The sequence below is a fragment of the Clostridium sp. genome (assembly GCF_050717515.1).
GTDB lineage: Bacteria > Bacillota > Clostridia > Clostridiales > Clostridiaceae > Clostridium_AD.
Genome location: NZ_JBOITL010000019.1, coordinates 180,145 through 198,633, shown reverse-complemented (window position 1 = coordinate 198,633; position 18,489 = coordinate 180,145). Strand labels below are relative to the sequence as shown.

Sequence of the window (18,489 nt, the reverse complement as noted above, 5' to 3'; positions counted from 1 at the left end):
AGAGTTACCTCCAACGCAGTTTCGGATGGGAATATCCCTACTACTGGGACATCAGACTACAGTCTGTACTAACATTTCAAGAAGAAGCCGCTTCTTGTCGCACTCCCATTATTAGCCTAATGGGTATATGGATAATTTGAAGTTACAATTGAAATAAAATTTGTAAAACGTTTAGAAAGCAAGACTTTCCTAAGTTTAACTAGATTTGGCTTAGTGAAAGAATGTATTATACCCGTACTCTTAAACCTAAGCTAACTTAAGTGCCTTGTTATATGTTATAAGAAGTACTCAATACCCCTATATCACTCGCATGCATTATCTAATTGATTTTTTAGAGCCTTGTCTATATTATTTAATTCCTATTTAGAGTTAATTATCTTCTCAAAAGTAGAATTGGAATTTCTAAATTCATTAGGATTTCTTACAATTGTCTCTCTAAATAATACATCTCCTTTTTTATCCAATGATTTCTATATATGCTTGGAGTTAATTTCCACCTCATATCAGCATGTCCAGGATAAAAAAATGTTTCTTTTTCCTTTTGATACATCATAATATATGGCTACTTGAAGTGACATAGATATGAATTCAGTGTTATTCTCATAAAAAACAACTGTATTATTAATGAACTATCCCCAGTGAAAGAATTTTTTCTTGGATTTCAACCTCTAGTTGTTGTTTCCATCTTGTGATTTCTTTCTCATCCAATTCAATTATGTCTTGGGAACTATCCAAAATTCTATTAGAATGAAACTTTCTATCCTTAGGAGTAGTTTCAATTGGACCCCAGTATGGAGTTGGTGCAATTCCAATCGGAACCATTGGATTCTCCAGCATTGAATCAATATTACCATCGATTAACTGCCCTTCGGAAACTACCCATGCATGATCCCATTCAAATTTTATATCCTGATTTTCATGAGTAAAGTAAGTTGCCTTTCCTACGTGAACTTGAGCTGGTTGCTTGAGGAAATTGAGGCCATGCCTGACCAATACTGCAAAATATATGCACATTTCAGACCGACCACACCAGTTTTCATCAACTAATTTAGCACAAATATCCACCAAAAATCTTCTAATCTCGATTTCGGGTTTATCACCTATTGAATGTAAAGTTCTTGACGGCCATATGCGAGTCCCACTCGTTTTTTGTTCCTTAATCATTGACAGTAACTTGCCTATATCTTTTTTTGGCGTAGCAAATAGACTTTCCATCCTAACTGAAGCTCCAAATGAACCAAAAGTTGTCCATTCAGTCTTAATCTGATTTCCTTGATCAGGCCAGTGACAGAGCTTAAACTTTTTTCCACTACCACACCAGCATTGATCATTTCTTCCCGTTTTAAAGTTCATTTCTATCTTCCCCCATATTTCAAAATTGCAACTAACTTTTCACACCCCAGTTATACATGGCTTCAAAGAGATACACACTTGGTATTTCCATAGGATTGGCCTCACATATTCAATGCGAATTTGAATGTATTATTATTCGAATCTCAAACTGAATATTCTTTATCAACATCCTTAGCAGCTAATTCAAGCTCCCTTAAATAATAATTTAAGATATCAACTAAAACGGTTGCCTCTATATTTTGGTTTAATCCTTCATTAGCTTTAAACTTCTTAATCTTACTAAATACGTACTCAATTTTAGGTTGATAATGTTTTATACTATCTAAAATAAAACCGTATCTTTCTTTTATTTCATCAATAAATTCTAAATAACTTTCCTCAAATATATCTAGTTGTCTAAACGCAAAATCTTCTTTTTCACTTGAGGTCTCGTCTGAGTATAAACAATTGCTAAGTTTTTCAATACAATAATGACGATGAATAAAAAAGTTTTGCAGCTTATTATCACTATATATTTTCTTATGCAAGGTTTCTTCCTCCTCTAGTTTTCTTAGTATTCCTTTTAAACTATAAGCAATGACGTCCCGTTGAACTTTAATAATCTCAATTAAATTGATATTTTTAAACTTATCAACTTCATCATCAAAATCCGAATATAATTCAAATCCATTTTTATTAATTGAATGTTGCACTATACTGTGATACGATTTTCCACCTCTGTTGGTCGGATGCCCAATAGAATCGTTTCTTATTTCCCTTATATTCCTTAGTTCTTGAAACCTTTCTAATATATCCTTTAAGTATTTACTCGATTCAAAAATTCCATCATGCAAATTTCCAATAGCATCTTGTTGCAAAAAAAGCGCTTGTAATAAACCATAAATAAATAGATAACCTCCAGTATGTGCATCAAAATCTTTTAGCCTTAAATAATACTCAATAGCACTTTCTGTATCTTCTATAGTATCAATACAAGTACAAAGTTTACTCCAATCTCCACTCCTTTGAATTAGTTCATATTGTTTTCGAGGGTTATTAATTATTTTTCTTAGATTTTTAATTAAATTTGCTACACTTGAGTCCATAAAACACCTCATTTAATTTCATATAACGCTTCGTATCTCCGATACCTCTGAACCAGACCTCCGAAGTCCTTCCTCCCAGGTGGTGCTTGCACCTGGTGAAGAGGTGTGCAAAGCGAACGGAGATATTTTGTTATGGGAAGTTAAGACATTAATAATGCATATTACAAGATAAAAGATCATGCAAAAATTGCTCAAAAATATTATTAATAAATTCAATATTTCCAACTTCAGCTGTCTTTACTAAGTAAAAACTTGAATCTAATTTCTCTGCGTGGAAATATTTATTCCGTACAAAGTATGAATATTTCAATATATAAAAGCAAAGTAACTCTAAGTTATTTTTCTTTTTCAAAGCAATCTTTGAACTAATATGATTCTCAACATTCACAAGTAAACCTTTATTTACTAAGAATTTTCTTCTAATTACTAAAACATCCTTAAATACCTCATTAATCCTATAATCTTCAAATCTTATAATAAAATCATGAAATGCTTGCGTTTTAGCCTCGTCCTCGAAGTTATTTAATATCATTTTAGCTATAGATAACTGTCTTATTGAGTCCTTATCATGAGAATCTATCAAGTTCAAAGAACTACTAAAATAAGATAGATTTCTTTCTAAGAACCATCTTATAAAAATAAGTTTATCCATTTCTTGTTCTTTTCCACTGATACCTGTATAAAGACAATTAAACGATTTCCACAACTCATTAAATCTCTCACCATGTAAATTTTCATTTAATGCTTTGAAATATGATACAAAGGCAATTATTAACATTTTAGATTTTTCACCATATGAAAATAACTCTTTAAGAACATTATGATTAAATCTAAGTCGATCTGGTAATTCTCTAGAAAAAGGTTGATTTATTTCACTAAAAGTATATTCTTCTACAATCTCACCATTCTCTATTCTACAAATATAGATGTTCTCGATTACTACTTTTCTCCCAATAAGAGCATATAAATAACATAGTGATTTTGTTATTTGCTCAGTAACTGTGCTATTATTATTCCTAATTAAATTCTCTAAGTTCTTTTTTCCCTGTCTTTTAAAGTTAATTTCAATTGTTTTACTGCCTATTTTTACACTATCATACTTTTGCGGATAGTATTCTGACTTATCGTCAAAGAGTATTTCGTCCTCATCATTGTTGTCTAATTGAATTTTAATACTATATTCCATCATAACATCTCCTAGTATTTTAATTTCCCATAACTACGGCATTCCCGACACTCATAAATTAAGTATTCATTTCCCGACTTCTGATTATAGACATTAGTACTTGTACAAAATACAGCAATAATTAAACTGCAGATTATTAGCCTAATGGGTATATGGATATGGATATGGATATGGAAATTATATTTTACTTATTTTCTCGTTGAGCTTTATATTTATCCAATGATTCCATTAATTCTTTAGCAATTCTATAAATTCGCTCAAAATTCATATGAGTATTACTAATAGATTGCTCAATATCTGAAATCAATTCATCAACTATGTTGTCCTCTATACCACCTTCTGACGGCTCAGCATAATCACCATAACTGATTTGAATAGTATATGTTCGTTTATTCTCACTATCAATTATTAAGTTAAAGTCTAACAAATCTCTACCGTTATTTTCAGGGTCAAGCTCTCCATTAAAATTAACTTTATAATTTTTATTATCTGACGAGAACCAATTCACCTCATAATCCATACTAAAACGTTCAAACTTCTCATCCCAGTAAGGATATAAATTGTCATCAGTATATGTTGAAATAGCTTGGTCAATATCAACATCAGAGTATAACAATTCATATATAATATCAATTAACTCCAAATCACTTACATCACTGAATTTTTTTCCTAAACATAACTCCTTATTAATTTTTGTAAAAACTTCTAGTTTAAATTCAGTAGTTATATCCTCATCATCAATAATTCTATATTCTTCATTTAAACTCTCTATTATTTCAAAATACGCTCTCATATCTCCAAGAACAGCTATAGTATCAATAAACCGTTGTATTGGTTTTGAACATTCAATAAGTTCATCCTCTATAACACTTTCTGATAAACTGAACTGAATACCTACTTCTTTTCTTGCTTTTTCAATATCAAAGAAATTTCTTTCTTCTTCTTCATAAGCCATATCTTCTAAGGCACTAAAAACCCCTTCTTCATCAGAATAAAAATGTTGATTTATGAAATCAAAACATTCATCAAATTTTTTATTCGCTTCATCACAATTAGATACTATATCGTTAAATAGTTCCCTACAAACAGGTTTATTGTGAGCAATCATATTTCGCATCTTTGAAAGTTCATTTCCCCACAAATCTCTAAAATCATTATCAAGAATCGTTCCTAAATCACTTCTTTCATTCTTATTACCAAACATGTCTTTACACTCTGCCTCACTCATTGAATCAGCAAAGACATTTTCTCTTTTAGCTATTCGACCTTTTATCTTAGAAATTTGTTTATTAACTTCTTTAAAATTAATATCATCGCTTAATAAGTCATTCAAAGTTCCTAGTTCTGTGCTAATTGAAGTTTCTGATTCATTAATGCAATTAACATCTTTTAGATCTAGTATTTTTATAATTTTAGAAAAGTCTAAATTGGAATAGTCGGTATTTATTCTTTTAAATGTGAGATACTTTCCTTTTGTCTCATCCCTAAACCATTTTGAATATTGATCAACCTCGTTTTTCAAAGAATTTGAAAGCACTAAACGTCCGTATTTCTTCATTAAATATTTAGTTATTAAATTTCTTAATCGATTTTCAACTTTATGAATTTTTAAATATGCCGTTTGACATATTAATTCATTATTAAAATCTTGAAGCATAAAAATATTTGAATTCTCACAAATCTTATTAAACGATTCAATAATTTTAATTTTTACATTATAAACTGTTCCAAACAGTTCTAATTCTTCATTTTCTGATTCTATACGACATCCAATTATTATCCTATCCCCATATGTATCTCTTGTAAGAACAATTCTATATTGATGTATATCTATTTGAATTTCAAATTTAACTTCTGAAATTATTTCTTCATCGAAGAACTTTTTATAATAAATCTTAGGTTTAGATAAATCATTATGAATCTTCTTCACTAGCTCTTTAGCAAATTCTAGTAAAAAATCTTTATCTAAGTTAACATCTTTACATTGATAGTCTAGATCATTTAATCTAACGGTTTCCTTTAGTCTTCCTGCTAATTCAATTACACTCATTAATTCTCCCCCTATAATTAGTTATGCTTATATTTATGATTTATCCTTTAAAAATCCTTTCTCTATTTCATCTAACATTTCTCTAAGATACTTAGAAATAACTGCATAGTCTTCAATAATCCTTTTTAAGATAAATGACGGATGGTCCTTGAAATTAAAATCATAATCACTTATGGTTGTAACATTAGGTGAATTTCGATGTGTCATTTTATTTCTACAGTCATTAGTATATTTGTGATTTCCTTTCCATTCCCCCTCTATACCTGTCTCATCTTCTTGCCATATATAATTGTTAATGCCTATTGCCTTTTCTTTAAATTTAGCAGCATGTGATGAATTTGGATTAAAAATTTTATTATAGTAAATCCTATCTTTTCTAATATTAATTTCATAAAACAAACAGTATAGCTGTGCTAACATGTCCCATAAACTTGAGGTTCTAAATAAAGCATTTTCTATATAATAGTATGCTAAACTTTCTTCTTCTGAATTAATGTCAACCAAACTAAAATTTTCTTGAACTGATTCAGAATATGCATAGTCAATACCTTTTATAAGTGAGATTTTTATTTTCCAATCTAAATTTTGTAATGTATCATATATAGTCTTATATTGCATTAATTTACTAAATGGCGCTTCTTCACCTTCAGGAGAAATTACACCAAATAAAAATCTATCTTCTCCCAAAAACACCTTAAAACGTTTTGGATTATATGATACTTCCGAAATTTTCTTTTTTAAATATTCCACTTCTTTATTATTAATTTTACTCATAAGTTATGTTTAGCAAGCTAATGTATAACAAATATACAATGCTTTTAAACTCTCACTTCCTTTCTTTTTATACTCTTTAATGTGTATAACCTGTTGAAAGAAGATTTCAGCATAACTAAGTTATCAGTTACTTTATTTACATAGTAACAGTATTATTTTTAATTTTATCTATCCTATATTTATCATGTAATATTTCAAATAGTACTTCTGCTAACAAATTATCTAGAAGACAACAGACATCGAGTAGAACCCAATTTAATCGACTGTATTCAGAATAGTCAAAACTAAATTGATTCATATAAGCTACGGCAAACTCTTCAGATTTTATATTAAATGCAATAAAATCTCCATGCCCAATTTTGTTTCTCATCTGCCTCAAAAGGCGTGCTACATTTTTACACTCAGTACCATAAGTAGGTTCTAAGAATATTGCTAATTTTCCATCTAGCTTCTCTGTTTTTTCACCTGATTTTAAAAGCAACATTTCTATCAGTGAATAAGATCTAAACAAATGATTCGTATTATATTCGTTATCTTTATATAATGCATTTACTATATAATCAAACTTGTAATAATCATTTTCATTTTCAAGAAATTGATCTAAACTTTCACCCCACTTTTTAAGCTGTGATATATATTCATCTAATGTTTCTTTTCTCTTATAAGTAAAAGATAATATGGATATAACCCTAGTTTTCTCAAAATTGTTTATATTGCTAGAATATACACATGTAGGAGACAGCAATTCTTTATTGTTTTTTCTTACAAAACGAATAAAATTAATAATTTTTTCAGCATAATCTTCTTCACAAAGACGGCCATCAAAACAATTAGTTTCCCAATCAAAAAATGGCATGCTTTCATTTCCATAATCAAAAAACAAATAAGTCATATTATCTGCAATATAATTTAAATAACTAGATATATCACTTTCTTCCATTCTATCAGGTGTATTAAAATTATCATCAACTATTCTTTTCAAATATTTTGCATTATATGATGATTTAAGGTTCTTTCCATAATCTTTCTCGAATTCAGAGTTATCAAGCTCTTGTTGGCTAATCTCTTGTTCCATAACTCTTACCAACTCTTGTTTCCACTCATTATCTTTTTCATTCGGTAAATTAGCTATATATAGTTGTAATTTCTTAGAAATTACCGTTTTCTCTATCTTTCCATATGCATCGATTACTACCATTACTTCACCTTCAAATTCCGATTTATCAAGTTGTTTATAACAATTCATGCAGCTTATTATTTTACAAGTTTATCATATCCAAGTTATTCATTTTCACAGAACTTATCAATTAAGTATTCATTTTTTCAACTTCGCATTATAGACATAATGGGAAGTTTTATATCTATACTGTTTACAAAAAACTAACCGCATTATCGTAAATTGCATAGTAAATTATTAGTAAACAATATGGGGGAATAGAGTCTTCTTTTATTTTCCATATTACTTGACCAAGCATTTTTTCTTCTGCTGTTAACAATGATCCCAATAAGTATCTTAGTTGCTTTTCAACCACTTTAGAATATTCGACAATAATTGGTGCAAAATCTATTACGCTATTTTGATGGAGTTCAAATAATAAATTAGCTGTAACCAAAAATTCTTTTGCTGTACTATCTAAATGTGGATAATTAGCATTAACTTCTCCCTGGATTTTAGTCTGTAACTCAGTTTCGTTAACTGTGTTTTTTTTCATATTTGCTAAGATTCCATCCATCTTAGCTTCATAATGCTCCCAATTGTCTTATTCCTCTAAATCAATATTTAAAGAATTGTTTTGAAGCGTAATTAGATCAGCAGCCCATTTTCTAAAATAGCCACGCTGATATTTATTCTTCTCTAATTCATTTTGCAACGCTTCTTTTGCCTTTTGGTAGGCCCCACTAATGTCGTCTAGTTTAGGTAAAATCTGATCCCATATTTCCCATTCACTTTTTTCTGGCAACTTTTCTTTAGCTATTTTTAAAAATGCTTGCGCATTATTATAATCTCCCAATTCATTGTATACAGAAATCAGACCTTTATAAACCTCATATTCAATCTATCCCATCGCACTATTGGAAGCTAAAGAATGCATCAACGAACCATACTCATCTAAAAAAGCGTAAGTATTTTCATTGTACTGTATAGAATTCAAACAGGCTATGTAAGTTTCTACTGCTAACTCGAATCCTTTATTTTTTTTATAAATGTCTGCCAAAACTAGCAATGTAGTATCATCCTCCACCAAGAATAATGCCTTTTTACACCATTGAATAGCTTCCTTATAGTTTCCTTTTCGCTTCAATAATTCTGCATAATTAGAATAATTTTGATTATTAGGGTTCAGCTTAATTAGTTGATTTACTAAATCATAAGCTTTATCATATTGTTTGTTTTGCATTAATGAAATTACTAGATTGCTCTTTATACCAAATGTAAGAATGTCATCTTTAGACAGTTCCAATGCCTTAGTTAAATAATCGATAGATTCTGTTATTCTATTTATTTCCGGATATAGCGATATTAGCCCCAATGTACAATATACTTCAGGATTCGGCCATTGTTCAACGCAACATTTCGCTAATTCATACGCACGAAGAGTATCATTCCCAATTCCTATATAGAACGATGTTGCAACACCACACAACCCTGCATTTTTCCCATATTTCTCAAATAGATAATCTGTAATTTCTGATAGACCCTTTTGGCTTTCTTCGTTAAAATCTGTTGAATTAGCACAATCAATAGCATGTTGATAACTCATTACAATTTGTTGCTCAGCTTTTTTTAAAATTGACATGTCTTTAACTGACTTTAATGCTTGTGCTGCTTGTGAAAATTCTAGTATTTCAATATAGATATCATAAGAAATAATTAAAGCCTGTTGATTTTCAGGTTTTAAGTCTAACGCCTTGTCGCACAGTTCCCTTGCGTTTTTTAAATCGTCATTACTATTTATTTCTTTCCATAAGCACCAATATGCACGAGCCATATTGGTAAAAGTTCCACTAATAAATTTATACGGTTTATTTGCACTTATGATTTTATTTCCATCAACAATTATTTGATGACAATTTTGAATGGTTAAATTTTTCATCAATGAATACTGTTTTAAATACAATTGCTCCATTTCTTTATCATTAATAATCACTTTGTCAATGCAACATTTTTTATATTTTTTACCACTACCACAAAGGCATGGTTCGTTTCTGCCCGGTTTCATTTAGTAATCATCCCCTTGCATTAATTCTTGTTATACGCAGTCATTAACGGCGGTAGCGGATACACTACATTAAAATATCTTTATTCTTTTTGTCATTTTAAATGAATCGAAGCCCCTTGGACCGTTTTCTTTAATCATCACTACTCTGAAACCTTGTTTCTCATAAAATCCTCTTGCCTGAAATTCTACAGTGCCTGTACTAATGCTATAAATACCAAGCGTTCTTGCTTTATCCTCGATGATATTCATAAGATTTGTACCGATTTGATTCCCTCTATACTCTTCACTAACAACAAGTCGATTAATATACATAGAATCTTCAGTGATGCTTACCTGAATTCCTCCGGCAAAATTATTATTATTATTATTATTATTATTATTATTATTATTATCTAATGCCACAAACATAATATTCTTTTCTTCTACATCATGAATGTCATTTTCTTTATTAATTCTCTCCATCTGATTATGGAGAATTAAATCATATTCAACAATTTTCTCAGTGGTTATAACAACTTCTAATTTAGTATTACTTTCTACATTAAAATCGATATTCTGTAGATGAAAACTTCTTTTAGTCTTAGGAGTACCTTCCATCACTCCTATCAGCTCAAATCCTAACATCTGAAATTCCTTTGCACAAGATTCAATTTCTGTAATTAAATTTATTCCAACAGCTCGATTACTATAGTGAAGCCATATTTCCGAAATAAGTTTCTTTAAAACTTCAACATCTTCATAGAATATATTACCTATACTTACCCAATCCCAAAATAGATTAATATATATAGCCCCAACAAGCTTATCACCTTCAATTGCATAATAATACTCTGTTGAGACCTCTCTATCACCAGTATGCTTATAATTGTAAGCTCTTAAATGCTTAACAAGGATATCATTATACTTAAAATCTCTGTCTTCAATGTACCTCATTCTGTTTCCCCCTATAAAATGTTTTTTACATTTTTTTAATGCATACCGAAAGCTACCAAATACTTACGCTCTAGCTCAAAAAATAGTTAATGATTGCGCATAACGTTCCTGCTTGCAGACGCCCCTGAGCCCATTTATGAGGCGAAGGGATGTGTTGTGGCCACCCTAAAGAAAGACCCCTAAGCTGCCACAACGAATTGCAAGCTTTTGTTAAGCGACGTTTTTCAAGCAATCTTTTCTTTAATTACATTGATTACTTTATATCCATCACTTGTTCTACCTTTGTATGCTCCATGTTTATATGTCATCGGTATAGTGGTCGTTAAAAATTGACTATAACTACCAAATATAAATGAGCATAAAAGTATTTTTAAAAATATATTTTCTGTTATAGCGCCTAAAATAGTAAATATAAATCCAACTAATACTGAAGCAATTGGACCACCTAAATAAAATAATATTTTTTTATATTTCTCTTGTGGTATTTCACTCAAATACGTATATCCAACCCATGGCGAGAATTTATTTAAATAAACTTTCAACCTACCAATTTTGAAACTAACATGCTTTTTTTCAAAATTTCCTATCGTTATATCTACTTGTCCATTTGTGAGAATTAAAGCACTGATGGCATGCCCTAACTCATGTAAAAATGTTAGAATTGGTGAAATTAAACTTATTAATACTCCATACACAATAAATAAAATAATACTATTATTCATTTTAACTATTTGCCCATTAAGTATAAATTTGAATTAACTTATACTAATTTTCATAATGTCATACAGATATAAATCTCTTATTTTAATGTTGCTTAACTACGGTATTCCCGACATTTATAAACTAAGTGCTAATTTGGGGAACTGTCCATTATAGCCATAATACTCATAAATACTTCTAAAACATTCTACCAACAATCTTTCTACATCCTTCTATAATATTCCTTCTAAATTTGTATAATAAATCAAAATAACTCGTTATTTACTAAACAATCCATCTTAACTTTCCTTTAATATTATGAAACAACAAAAAAACACCGATATCTAACCGATGTTTTTTGTCCAAGCAAATCTATTTAAATTATTTAATACAAAATTTTAATGACAAAAGGTTAAAAAGCTTACCATTTATGTAGGTGTCTATTCATGGCTATATGACTCATTTACATATCTTGCTTTTAGTTCTTCAATATTCATAGATAAATTCAATCTATAGCAATTTTGACCACAGCAATCCATAAGCCATCGTTATGACTAGGCCCCTCCATATATTTACCCAATGTCATTTGAGATAATGCTGATATTCTTGTTTTAAAATATTCTCAAAAATAAAGAGCACTTCTGCTCCATAAAACTAATTTCACAAATCCTTAGCAAGTTCTATCAATTGCTTTCTATAACTTTCTTTATTATGCTATATCTTATGTATATCGATGCTTTTAAGCGTATATCTTTTTATAACATTCTAAAGCTTTCTAACACTTGTGTGGGAAAGGTGTGGGAAAGGTGTGGGAAAATAAAAATATAGCAGGCTTTACATTGCTGTAAAGCCTGCTATATCAACGTTTGTGTTTTGGTGACTCCTAGGGGAATTGAACCCCTGATTCCACCGTGAGAGGGTGGTGTCTTAACCTCTTGACCAAGGAGCCGTATTAACACTACGAGATTTATTATATCTCTTTGTTTAACATAAGTCAAATAGGTATCCTAAATAGCTGATTATTTATCTATTGTAAATTCAAATCTTATTTGGATACATAAGAAAAATAGGATATACAGTTTTGCTGCACACCCTATCTAATTAAAATTATAAATTTCTTTCGTATTGCTCTACCATTTTTTTAACCATTTCTCCACCAACTGAACCACATTGTCTTGATGTTAAGTCACCATTATAGTCTGTAAAGCTTACTCCTAACTGATTTGCAGTTTCCATTTTAAATTTGTTTAATCCTGCTTTTGCTTCTGGTACTAAACTTCTGTATGCCATACTATGTGACCTCCTTTAAATTGATTCGTTTCTTGTTCTACTAATAGAATGTACATATTTATTATATTTTATAACATTATTTTAATGGTAACCATGGCAAAAAAAGTATAGCTAAACTTTATATATTTAAATGCAATTTACTAGAGTGGTCAGCAAATTCGCCATACTCTTTTGATTATAAATAATTTATCTACATAAACCTCGTAGTTCTATTTTATGCACAAAAAGAATTGCTTTTATCACTATGCTAGTGTAGTAGCCAATACTAGCAGCCCAAGTAATAAAATCACATAATTTATTATTCAATTATTTTGTGTCTAAATATTCTTTGATAAATAATTACTACAATAATAAATATCATTATTGATAGGCTAAATGGCACAAAATATCCAAACTGTAATGCTAATATACCTGATAATATTGGAGATATAATACCTATCAACTTATTAGCTGAGCTTATATTTCCAAAAACTTCCCCTCTTCTCTCTTTAGGAATATATTTCATCAATAAAGAATTATGACTTGGAAACCATATAGTATTACCAATTGCTTTAAATGAATAAGCTATGAATATTAGAATATAATTTTTAGAAATTATCATTAACATTATAAATAAAATAAAAAAAATTAAACTTATTTGTACAATTTTTTCTTCGGCTATAAAGGAAGTAAGATTTTTTGTAACTAACCCAGTTATTAAAATAATTAATGAACTAGCAACTTCTAATAATATTATTATCATTACTGTTCCGTTCATCTTATCTAAAATATAATAACTAATTAATAAACCGGAAACAAGCCCAAGAGCAGCATTAATCAATATTTGTGCCGAAGCAATCATATATAAACTTTTGGAAAATTTTATTAAACTTTTATTAGTTTTAATTTTTACAGGCTCAACCCATTTCAAACATTTATATGGTATTAATGCAACAAATAAATAGCCTAAACCACACACTAGAAATAATATTCTAAATGAATTAATTGATGGATACTTATAAGTTAATATATATCCAATTATAGGGTAAAAAATAATCGAAAATATTTCTGGAGTAATTAAATGATATGTATATATTAAACTCCTCTTATCTTCAGAATATATCTCATTTTCATATATTTGATATGAAGAATTAAGCACATTTGTAACTCTACTTGTTACTGCTCCCAAAAAAAAGTGAAATCCAGTACTGGCAATAAAATAAATTAATGGTGGAAGAGCTTCTGTTAACCAATCTAATGCAATACAAGTATTGGGAGATACCTTATCGATAAATTTACTTATAACATATGTTAAAACCATATCAAATATAGCAGCAATACTAAATATAGTACTAGCCGTTATAATATTGATTCCCATCTTGTACATGAAAACGGGTAGTACCGTTGTATATATTAACAAAAAACCACCACACCAATGCATCATCATATATTTCTTGACATCACTGTCAAAGTTTAAAAATTCATTAAATGGAGTTTTTATAAATTTAAGTATTTTTTTATTTTTTTTGTTACTAGTATTATCTTTGATCTGCATTATTCAATATTCCTCCAATGTTGTAATTACATCTTGGATCTGCACAATTAATATCTTTATATTCACTATATGCTATACCAACACAACCTCCATTACAGCTACTTAATACTTCACATTTAGAATTTTTTAAATTCCTAATTGTTTTAAATAAAACGTTAGACGCATAATCTCTAAATCAGATTTTATCAAATGATTATTTTATTGCATTATAGTAATCATTTAAGTTTTTATGTATAATTTTAAATCATTATGTATAATATACCATATATAAAATTAAATAAACATATTCTTGTAAATAATAACATAACACACACACTATAAGCCTGTTTTTGTTCATATAATCTCACAACTATTAATTTATAATACAATCTTACTCACATAAAAATTAAACACCCAACTTAATTAGTTTTAAGCAAGGCATTTTATTTATCATTTCATATTATTTTGAAACTTTTTGATATGTTCTTTAAGTTCATCTATTTGTTTTTGCAAATGCACGTTACTGCTATTTGAATTATTATTTCCATTTTTCGTATCAGAATTTCCTGATTGTTGTTGTAAATTTTGAGCCTGGGCTGCAATTATAAATAAAGTCTGTCCCACACCATCTAAAAAATTGCCTACCACATTTTGTTGGTTAATATTATATTTAGATGCAATAATAATCCCTATTATTGTTGATAAAGTAGCTAATTCATTAGGTGTGTAATCTTCTAATTTTTTCATATAATTCACCTATTACAATTATTATATTCTATTATATTCATTTCTTAGAAGATGTGTAAATGAAGTTTATTTTTTTAACATATGACAAGATGGTATTGTTAATCATATGATACTCGTAAGGGGTGATCTATATGGGTGTTCTTAACAATATAAAATTTGCAGATGCAGTGTTTGAAGGTGGTGGAGTTAAAGGTATTGGCCTTGTGGGCGCCTTAAAGACATTTGAAGATAATGAATATCATTGGAAAAATATTTCAGGAACATCAGCTGGCTCTATTGTGGCTACACTAGTTGCAGTAGGTTGCTGTGCTGAAGAGATAAAAAGATTAATGCTACAGCTAGACTTTAAGAAAATTGCTGATAAAAATCGTTTTAATATACCTATATTCTCTAATTTTTATAATATGATTTTTAAGAAAGGAATTTTTAATGGTGATTATTTAAAGAACTGGATTGATGAAGCTCTTTCAAATAAACTCTCGTTTAAAAGCGAAAGAAAAGTAACCTTTGGAGATTTGATTATACCGGATGAAAAGGGTATTCTTTTAAATAATAACAAGTACAAAAGAAAATACAAACTGCATATTATAGCAACAGATATTAGCAATGGGAAGATGCTAATACTACCAGAAGATATTGCAGACTATGGCATAAATCCTGATGAACTCCAAGTGAGTCTGGCAGTAAGGATGAGTATATCCATCCCCTACTTTTTCCAGCCAGTAAATTTGTATAATGTAAATACTAATAAAAAGTCTCTCATTGTTGATGGCGGGGTTCTAAGCAATTACCCGGTTTGGATTTTTGATGTAAATGGCATTCCCAGCTGCCCAACCATTGGTTTTAAACTAGGTGGAAACACAGAGGTGCGAGAACATAAAATCACAAATATCTTGAATTTCACTAGTTCAATTATTGAGACTATGCTAGAAGCACAAGATGATATTCATATAAGAGAAATGGATTACTTGCGAACTGTAAAAATTGATACTCTTGATATTAAAACCACAGATTTTAATATTTCCAATAAGAAAATTATGGATTTATATAATTCAGGTGAAGTTTGTGCGAGAGAATTCCTTAAGAGTTGGGAAAATAATTATAATAAACATTTAATCTTCAGAGGTAATTCTTTTAAATAACAAGAATTACTAAAAACATGCTTCTTCCACAACTTCATGACCATTTTTTATGCGTATGTTCCTCAGCAACATACGCATAAATGCTGCTTTATCTACTACAATCATTGTTTTACTTTTAAGTAACTTGCTATAATTTATTATTTAAGATGTATTAACTAAATTTGGTCATAATTTAAATTTTATGATATTATAATTATAAAGAAAAAACGAGGTGATTTATATTAAAAAAATATTATTAACAGGTGCTAACGGTTTCTTTGCATCAAGGTTTTATACATATTATAAGAATAAATACGAAATACTCCCATTAGCCCATAGCGACCTAGATATAACAGATGAAGGTAAGTGCTTAGAAATAATTCAAAACTTTAAACCTGACTATGTAATACATACTGCTGCCATTGCTGATACTGGTTTGTGTGAAAGAAGTCCAAAACTTTCTTATGAAATAAATGTTAAAGGTTCAATTAACATTGCTAAAGCTTGCAATCTAACAAAATCCAAGTTAGTATATTTAAGTTCTGAACAGATTTTTAATGGCAATTTTGAATCAGGACCCTATAATGAAAATAGCATTCCAATACCTAATACAGTTTATGGAAAACACAAACTCCAAGCTGAAAATGAATTAAAAGGAATTATTGATGAACTATGGATTTTAAGATTTAGTTGGTTGTTTGGATTTCCAGAAAAAAACTGCAGGGTAAGTTCTAATATTCTATGGAATGTTGTATCTTCTGTTTTAAAAGATAAGAAAATAAAATTACCCATAAATGAATTTAGAGGAATGACTTATGTTTACGATTTAATAGAAAACTTTCATAAAATTTTTAATCTTCCCTACGGAATTTATCACACAGGAAGTGAAAATGATTTAAGCACTTATGATATAGCATTGCTCATATTAAAAGAAATTGGCTTAGGCCATAAAGCCGATAATTATTTAGAAAAAGATATTGATAAGTATAATGACCATCCAAGGGACCTTCGAATAAGTAATAATAAATTAAAAAAGCAGGGTATTGATTTGCCTGAAACTGTAGGTGGAATTAAAAATTGTCTTAATGATTTTAACTACTAAAAAACAAGTAACTGTTGGGGGGCAACAGTTACTTGTTTTTATTTAAAAGGGCTTTTTACCACCCCGAGGGGTCATTACATTTCTTTTTTTATGCCTCTACTTAAAGTATTTTCATAATCTATAAATTCATATACATCATTTTGGAATAAATCGCTAAAGACCTTAAGCTCTTGTAAACTTAAATCCTCTATAGCCTTATGATTTTGTTCACAATGTAACACTATAGCACCTATAACTCCATGAGCATCTCTAAAGGCTGCGCCCTTATTTACAAGATAATCTGCAGCTTCCGTAGCATTTAAAAATCCTGTTTTAACTGCATTATACATATTATCCTTTTTAATCTTTAAAGAACTTAGCATTCCATTCATAATCTTTATGCATTTTAATACTGTAGACGCTCCGTCAAAGAAAGGCTCCTTATCTTCTTGCATATCTTTATTATAAGCTAGTGGAATGCCTTTCATAGTGGTAAGCAAACTCATTAAATCTCCATATACTCTTCCAGTTTTCCCTCTAATTAATTCTGCTGCATCTGGATTTCTTTTTTGTGGCATTATACTACTGCCAGTAGAGAATTCATCACTAATTTCAATAAAATTAAATTCCTTACTACTCCATAAAATGAGTTCCTCACTGAGTCTACTAAGATGCATCATTATTATAGAAAAACATGATAAAAGTTCTAATAGATAATCTCTATCACTTACCCCATCCATAAAATTATCTACTGGTTTTTTAAATCCCAGTTCTGTCGTTGTAAGACTTCTATCTGTATCATAGGTTGTGCCTGCTAGAGCACAACATCCAAGAGGATTTTCATCCATAATGTCAATAGCACTTATAATCCTTTTCACATCTCGCCCTAGCATATTATAGTATGCCATAATATGCTGTTTGAAGGTTACGGGTTGGGCTCTTTGTAGATGTGTATAACCAGGCATTATAACAGCATTGTCATTTCCTACTTTTTTAATAGTACTTAAAATAACCTCTAAATTTTCAATAACTTCCTTTGCTTTATGTTTTGAATATAATCTCATATCCACAGCAACCTGATCATTTCGACTTCTTGCTGTATGAAGCTTTTTACCTACATCGCCTACAAGCTTTGTAAGTTGTATTTCCATAAAACTGTGAATATCCTCATAATCACCTTCAATTTTAAGTTTTCCCTCTTCAATATCTGAAAGGATAGAAATCAATCCACCAACTATAGTATCACATTCCTCATAAGTTAAAATGCTACATTTAGCAAGCATTTTAACATGAGCTATGCTACCCATAATATCCTCATAATATAATCTTTTATCAAAGCTTAGAGAACTATTAAAATCCTCCATAAGCCTGCTTTCTTTTTCAATAAATCTTCCACCCCAAAGTTTCATAAATATCACCAGCTAACCCTTCTATAA

17 protein-coding genes and 1 tRNA gene are annotated in these 18,489 nt (G+C 29.4%); 2 read left to right on the top strand and 16 right to left on the bottom strand.

Annotated features, from left to right (window positions below; translation table 11 throughout):
* Positions 1-621 precede the first annotated feature (621 nt).
* From ACREV6_RS05925 to ACREV6_RS05855, 15 genes are all read right to left on the bottom strand, one after another.
* On the bottom strand, positions 622-1,353 hold the full coding sequence (locus ACREV6_RS05925; RefSeq protein WP_431577079.1) for a YecA family protein: 732 nt from the start codon (positions 1,351-1,353) through the stop codon (positions 622-624).
* Positions 1,354-1,496: 143 nt separating this feature from the next.
* Positions 1,497-2,438, bottom strand: a complete 942-nt coding sequence (locus ACREV6_RS05920; protein WP_431577078.1) for a hypothetical protein — start codon at positions 2,436-2,438, stop codon at positions 1,497-1,499.
* Between the two features lie 148 nt (positions 2,439-2,586).
* Positions 2,587-3,627, bottom strand: coding sequence for a hypothetical protein (locus tag ACREV6_RS05915; RefSeq protein WP_431577077.1), 1,041 nt, complete (start codon positions 3,625-3,627; stop codon positions 2,587-2,589).
* A 181-nt stretch (positions 3,628-3,808) separates the two neighbouring features.
* Positions 3,809-5,674, bottom strand: a complete 1,866-nt coding sequence (locus tag ACREV6_RS05910; RefSeq protein ID WP_431577076.1) for a beta/alpha barrel domain-containing protein — start codon at positions 5,672-5,674, stop codon at positions 3,809-3,811.
* A gap of 33 nt (positions 5,675-5,707) precedes the next feature.
* Positions 5,708-6,448: a hypothetical protein gene (locus ACREV6_RS05905; protein ID WP_431577075.1), complete on the bottom strand. Its 741-nt coding sequence runs from the start codon at positions 6,446-6,448 to the stop codon at positions 5,708-5,710.
* 136 nt (positions 6,449-6,584) lie between these two features.
* Positions 6,585-7,694 carry a hypothetical protein gene (locus tag ACREV6_RS05900; RefSeq protein ID WP_431577074.1) on the bottom strand — a complete coding sequence of 370 codons (1,110 nt, stop codon included), beginning with the start codon at positions 7,692-7,694 and terminating at the stop codon, positions 6,585-6,587.
* 124 nt (positions 7,695-7,818) lie between these two features.
* Positions 7,819-8,181 carry a hypothetical protein gene (locus tag ACREV6_RS05895; RefSeq protein WP_431577073.1) on the bottom strand — a complete coding sequence of 121 codons (363 nt, stop codon included), beginning with the start codon at positions 8,179-8,181 and terminating at the stop codon, positions 7,819-7,821.
* Positions 8,182-8,208: 27 nt separating this feature from the next.
* Positions 8,209-8,460: a hypothetical protein gene (locus tag ACREV6_RS05890; protein ID WP_431577072.1), complete on the bottom strand. Its 252-nt coding sequence runs from the start codon at positions 8,458-8,460 to the stop codon at positions 8,209-8,211.
* A 45-nt stretch (positions 8,461-8,505) separates the two neighbouring features.
* Positions 8,506-9,669, bottom strand: coding sequence for an SEC-C metal-binding domain-containing protein (locus ACREV6_RS05885; protein ID WP_431577071.1), 1,164 nt, complete (start codon positions 9,667-9,669; stop codon positions 8,506-8,508).
* Positions 9,670-9,738: 69 nt separating this feature from the next.
* Positions 9,739-10,602, bottom strand: coding sequence for a GNAT family N-acetyltransferase (locus ACREV6_RS05880; protein ID WP_431577070.1), 864 nt, complete (start codon positions 10,600-10,602; stop codon positions 9,739-9,741).
* Between the two features lie 224 nt (positions 10,603-10,826).
* Entirely contained in the window at positions 10,827-11,324 is a 498-nt protein-coding gene (locus ACREV6_RS05875) for a site-2 protease family protein (RefSeq protein WP_431577069.1), read from the bottom strand.
* Positions 11,325-12,175: 851 nt separating this feature from the next.
* A tRNA-Glu gene (locus ACREV6_RS05870) sits at positions 12,176-12,250 on the bottom strand.
* A gap of 158 nt (positions 12,251-12,408) precedes the next feature.
* A complete protein-coding gene (locus ACREV6_RS05865; RefSeq protein ID WP_216298783.1) occupies positions 12,409-12,591 on the bottom strand; it encodes an alpha/beta-type small acid-soluble spore protein in 183 nt (60 codons plus the stop codon).
* Positions 12,592-12,889: 298 nt separating this feature from the next.
* On the bottom strand, positions 12,890-14,125 hold the full coding sequence (locus tag ACREV6_RS05860) for an MFS transporter (RefSeq protein WP_431577068.1): 1,236 nt from the start codon (positions 14,123-14,125) through the stop codon (positions 12,890-12,892).
* A gap of 429 nt (positions 14,126-14,554) precedes the next feature.
* A complete protein-coding gene (locus ACREV6_RS05855; RefSeq protein ID WP_431577067.1) occupies positions 14,555-14,851 on the bottom strand; it encodes a hypothetical protein in 297 nt (98 codons plus the stop codon).
* A 131-nt stretch (positions 14,852-14,982) separates the two neighbouring features.
* On the opposite strand from ACREV6_RS05855, the gene ACREV6_RS05850 reads away from it, so the two are divergent.
* A complete protein-coding gene (locus ACREV6_RS05850; RefSeq protein WP_431577066.1) occupies positions 14,983-15,993 on the top strand; it encodes a patatin-like phospholipase family protein in 1,011 nt (336 codons plus the stop codon).
* 211 nt (positions 15,994-16,204) lie between these two features.
* Positions 16,205-17,074: an SDR family oxidoreductase gene (locus ACREV6_RS05845; protein WP_431577065.1), complete on the top strand. Its 870-nt coding sequence runs from the start codon at positions 16,205-16,207 to the stop codon at positions 17,072-17,074.
* A 74-nt stretch (positions 17,075-17,148) separates the two neighbouring features.
* Here the strand turns inward: ACREV6_RS05845 and argH are convergent, their stop codons facing one another.
* Positions 17,149-18,462, bottom strand: a complete 1,314-nt coding sequence (gene argH, locus ACREV6_RS05840; protein ID WP_431577089.1) for an argininosuccinate lyase — start codon at positions 18,460-18,462, stop codon at positions 17,149-17,151.
* Positions 18,463-18,489: the final 27 nt, after the last annotated feature.

What these genes read in the sequence shown, in the direction of transcription:
- ACREV6_RS05915 (WP_431577077.1), bottom strand. Translation starts at nt 3,627, where the DNA reads ATGATGGAATATAGTATTAAAATTCAATTAGACAACAATGATGAGGAC.
- ACREV6_RS05865 (WP_216298783.1), bottom strand. Translation starts at nt 12,591, where the DNA reads ATGGCATACAGAAGTTTAGTACCAGAAGCAAAAGCAGGATTAAACAAA.
- argH (WP_431577089.1), bottom strand. Translation starts at nt 18,462, where the DNA reads ATGAAACTTTGGGGTGGAAGATTTATTGAAAAAGAAAGCAGGCTTATG.
- ACREV6_RS05900 (WP_431577074.1), bottom strand. Translation starts at nt 7,694, where the DNA reads ATGAATTGTTATAAACAACTTGATAAATCGGAATTTGAAGGTGAAGTA.
- ACREV6_RS05860 (WP_431577068.1), bottom strand. Translation starts at nt 14,125, where the DNA reads ATGCAGATCAAAGATAATACTAGTAACAAAAAAAATAAAAAAATACTT.
- ACREV6_RS05880 (WP_431577070.1), bottom strand. Translation starts at nt 10,602, where the DNA reads ATGAGGTACATTGAAGACAGAGATTTTAAGTATAATGATATCCTTGTT.
- ACREV6_RS05895 (WP_431577073.1), bottom strand. Translation starts at nt 8,181, where the DNA reads ATGGATGGAATCTTAGCAAATATGAAAAAAAACACAGTTAACGAAACT.
- ACREV6_RS05855 (WP_431577067.1), bottom strand. Translation starts at nt 14,851, where the DNA reads ATGAAAAAATTAGAAGATTACACACCTAATGAATTAGCTACTTTATCA.
- ACREV6_RS05925 (WP_431577079.1), bottom strand. Translation starts at nt 1,353, where the DNA reads ATGAACTTTAAAACGGGAAGAAATGATCAATGCTGGTGTGGTAGTGGA.
- ACREV6_RS05885 (WP_431577071.1), bottom strand. Translation starts at nt 9,669, where the DNA reads ATGAAACCGGGCAGAAACGAACCATGCCTTTGTGGTAGTGGTAAAAAA.
- ACREV6_RS05910 (WP_431577076.1), bottom strand. Translation starts at nt 5,674, where the DNA reads ATGAGTGTAATTGAATTAGCAGGAAGACTAAAGGAAACCGTTAGATTA.
- ACREV6_RS05875 (WP_431577069.1), bottom strand. Translation starts at nt 11,324, where the DNA reads ATGAATAATAGTATTATTTTATTTATTGTGTATGGAGTATTAATAAGT.
- ACREV6_RS05850 (WP_431577066.1), top strand. Translation starts at nt 14,983, where the DNA reads ATGGGTGTTCTTAACAATATAAAATTTGCAGATGCAGTGTTTGAAGGT.
- ACREV6_RS05920 (WP_431577078.1), bottom strand. Translation starts at nt 2,438, where the DNA reads ATGGACTCAAGTGTAGCAAATTTAATTAAAAATCTAAGAAAAATAATT.
- ACREV6_RS05905 (WP_431577075.1), bottom strand. Translation starts at nt 6,448, where the DNA reads ATGAGTAAAATTAATAATAAAGAAGTGGAATATTTAAAAAAGAAAATT.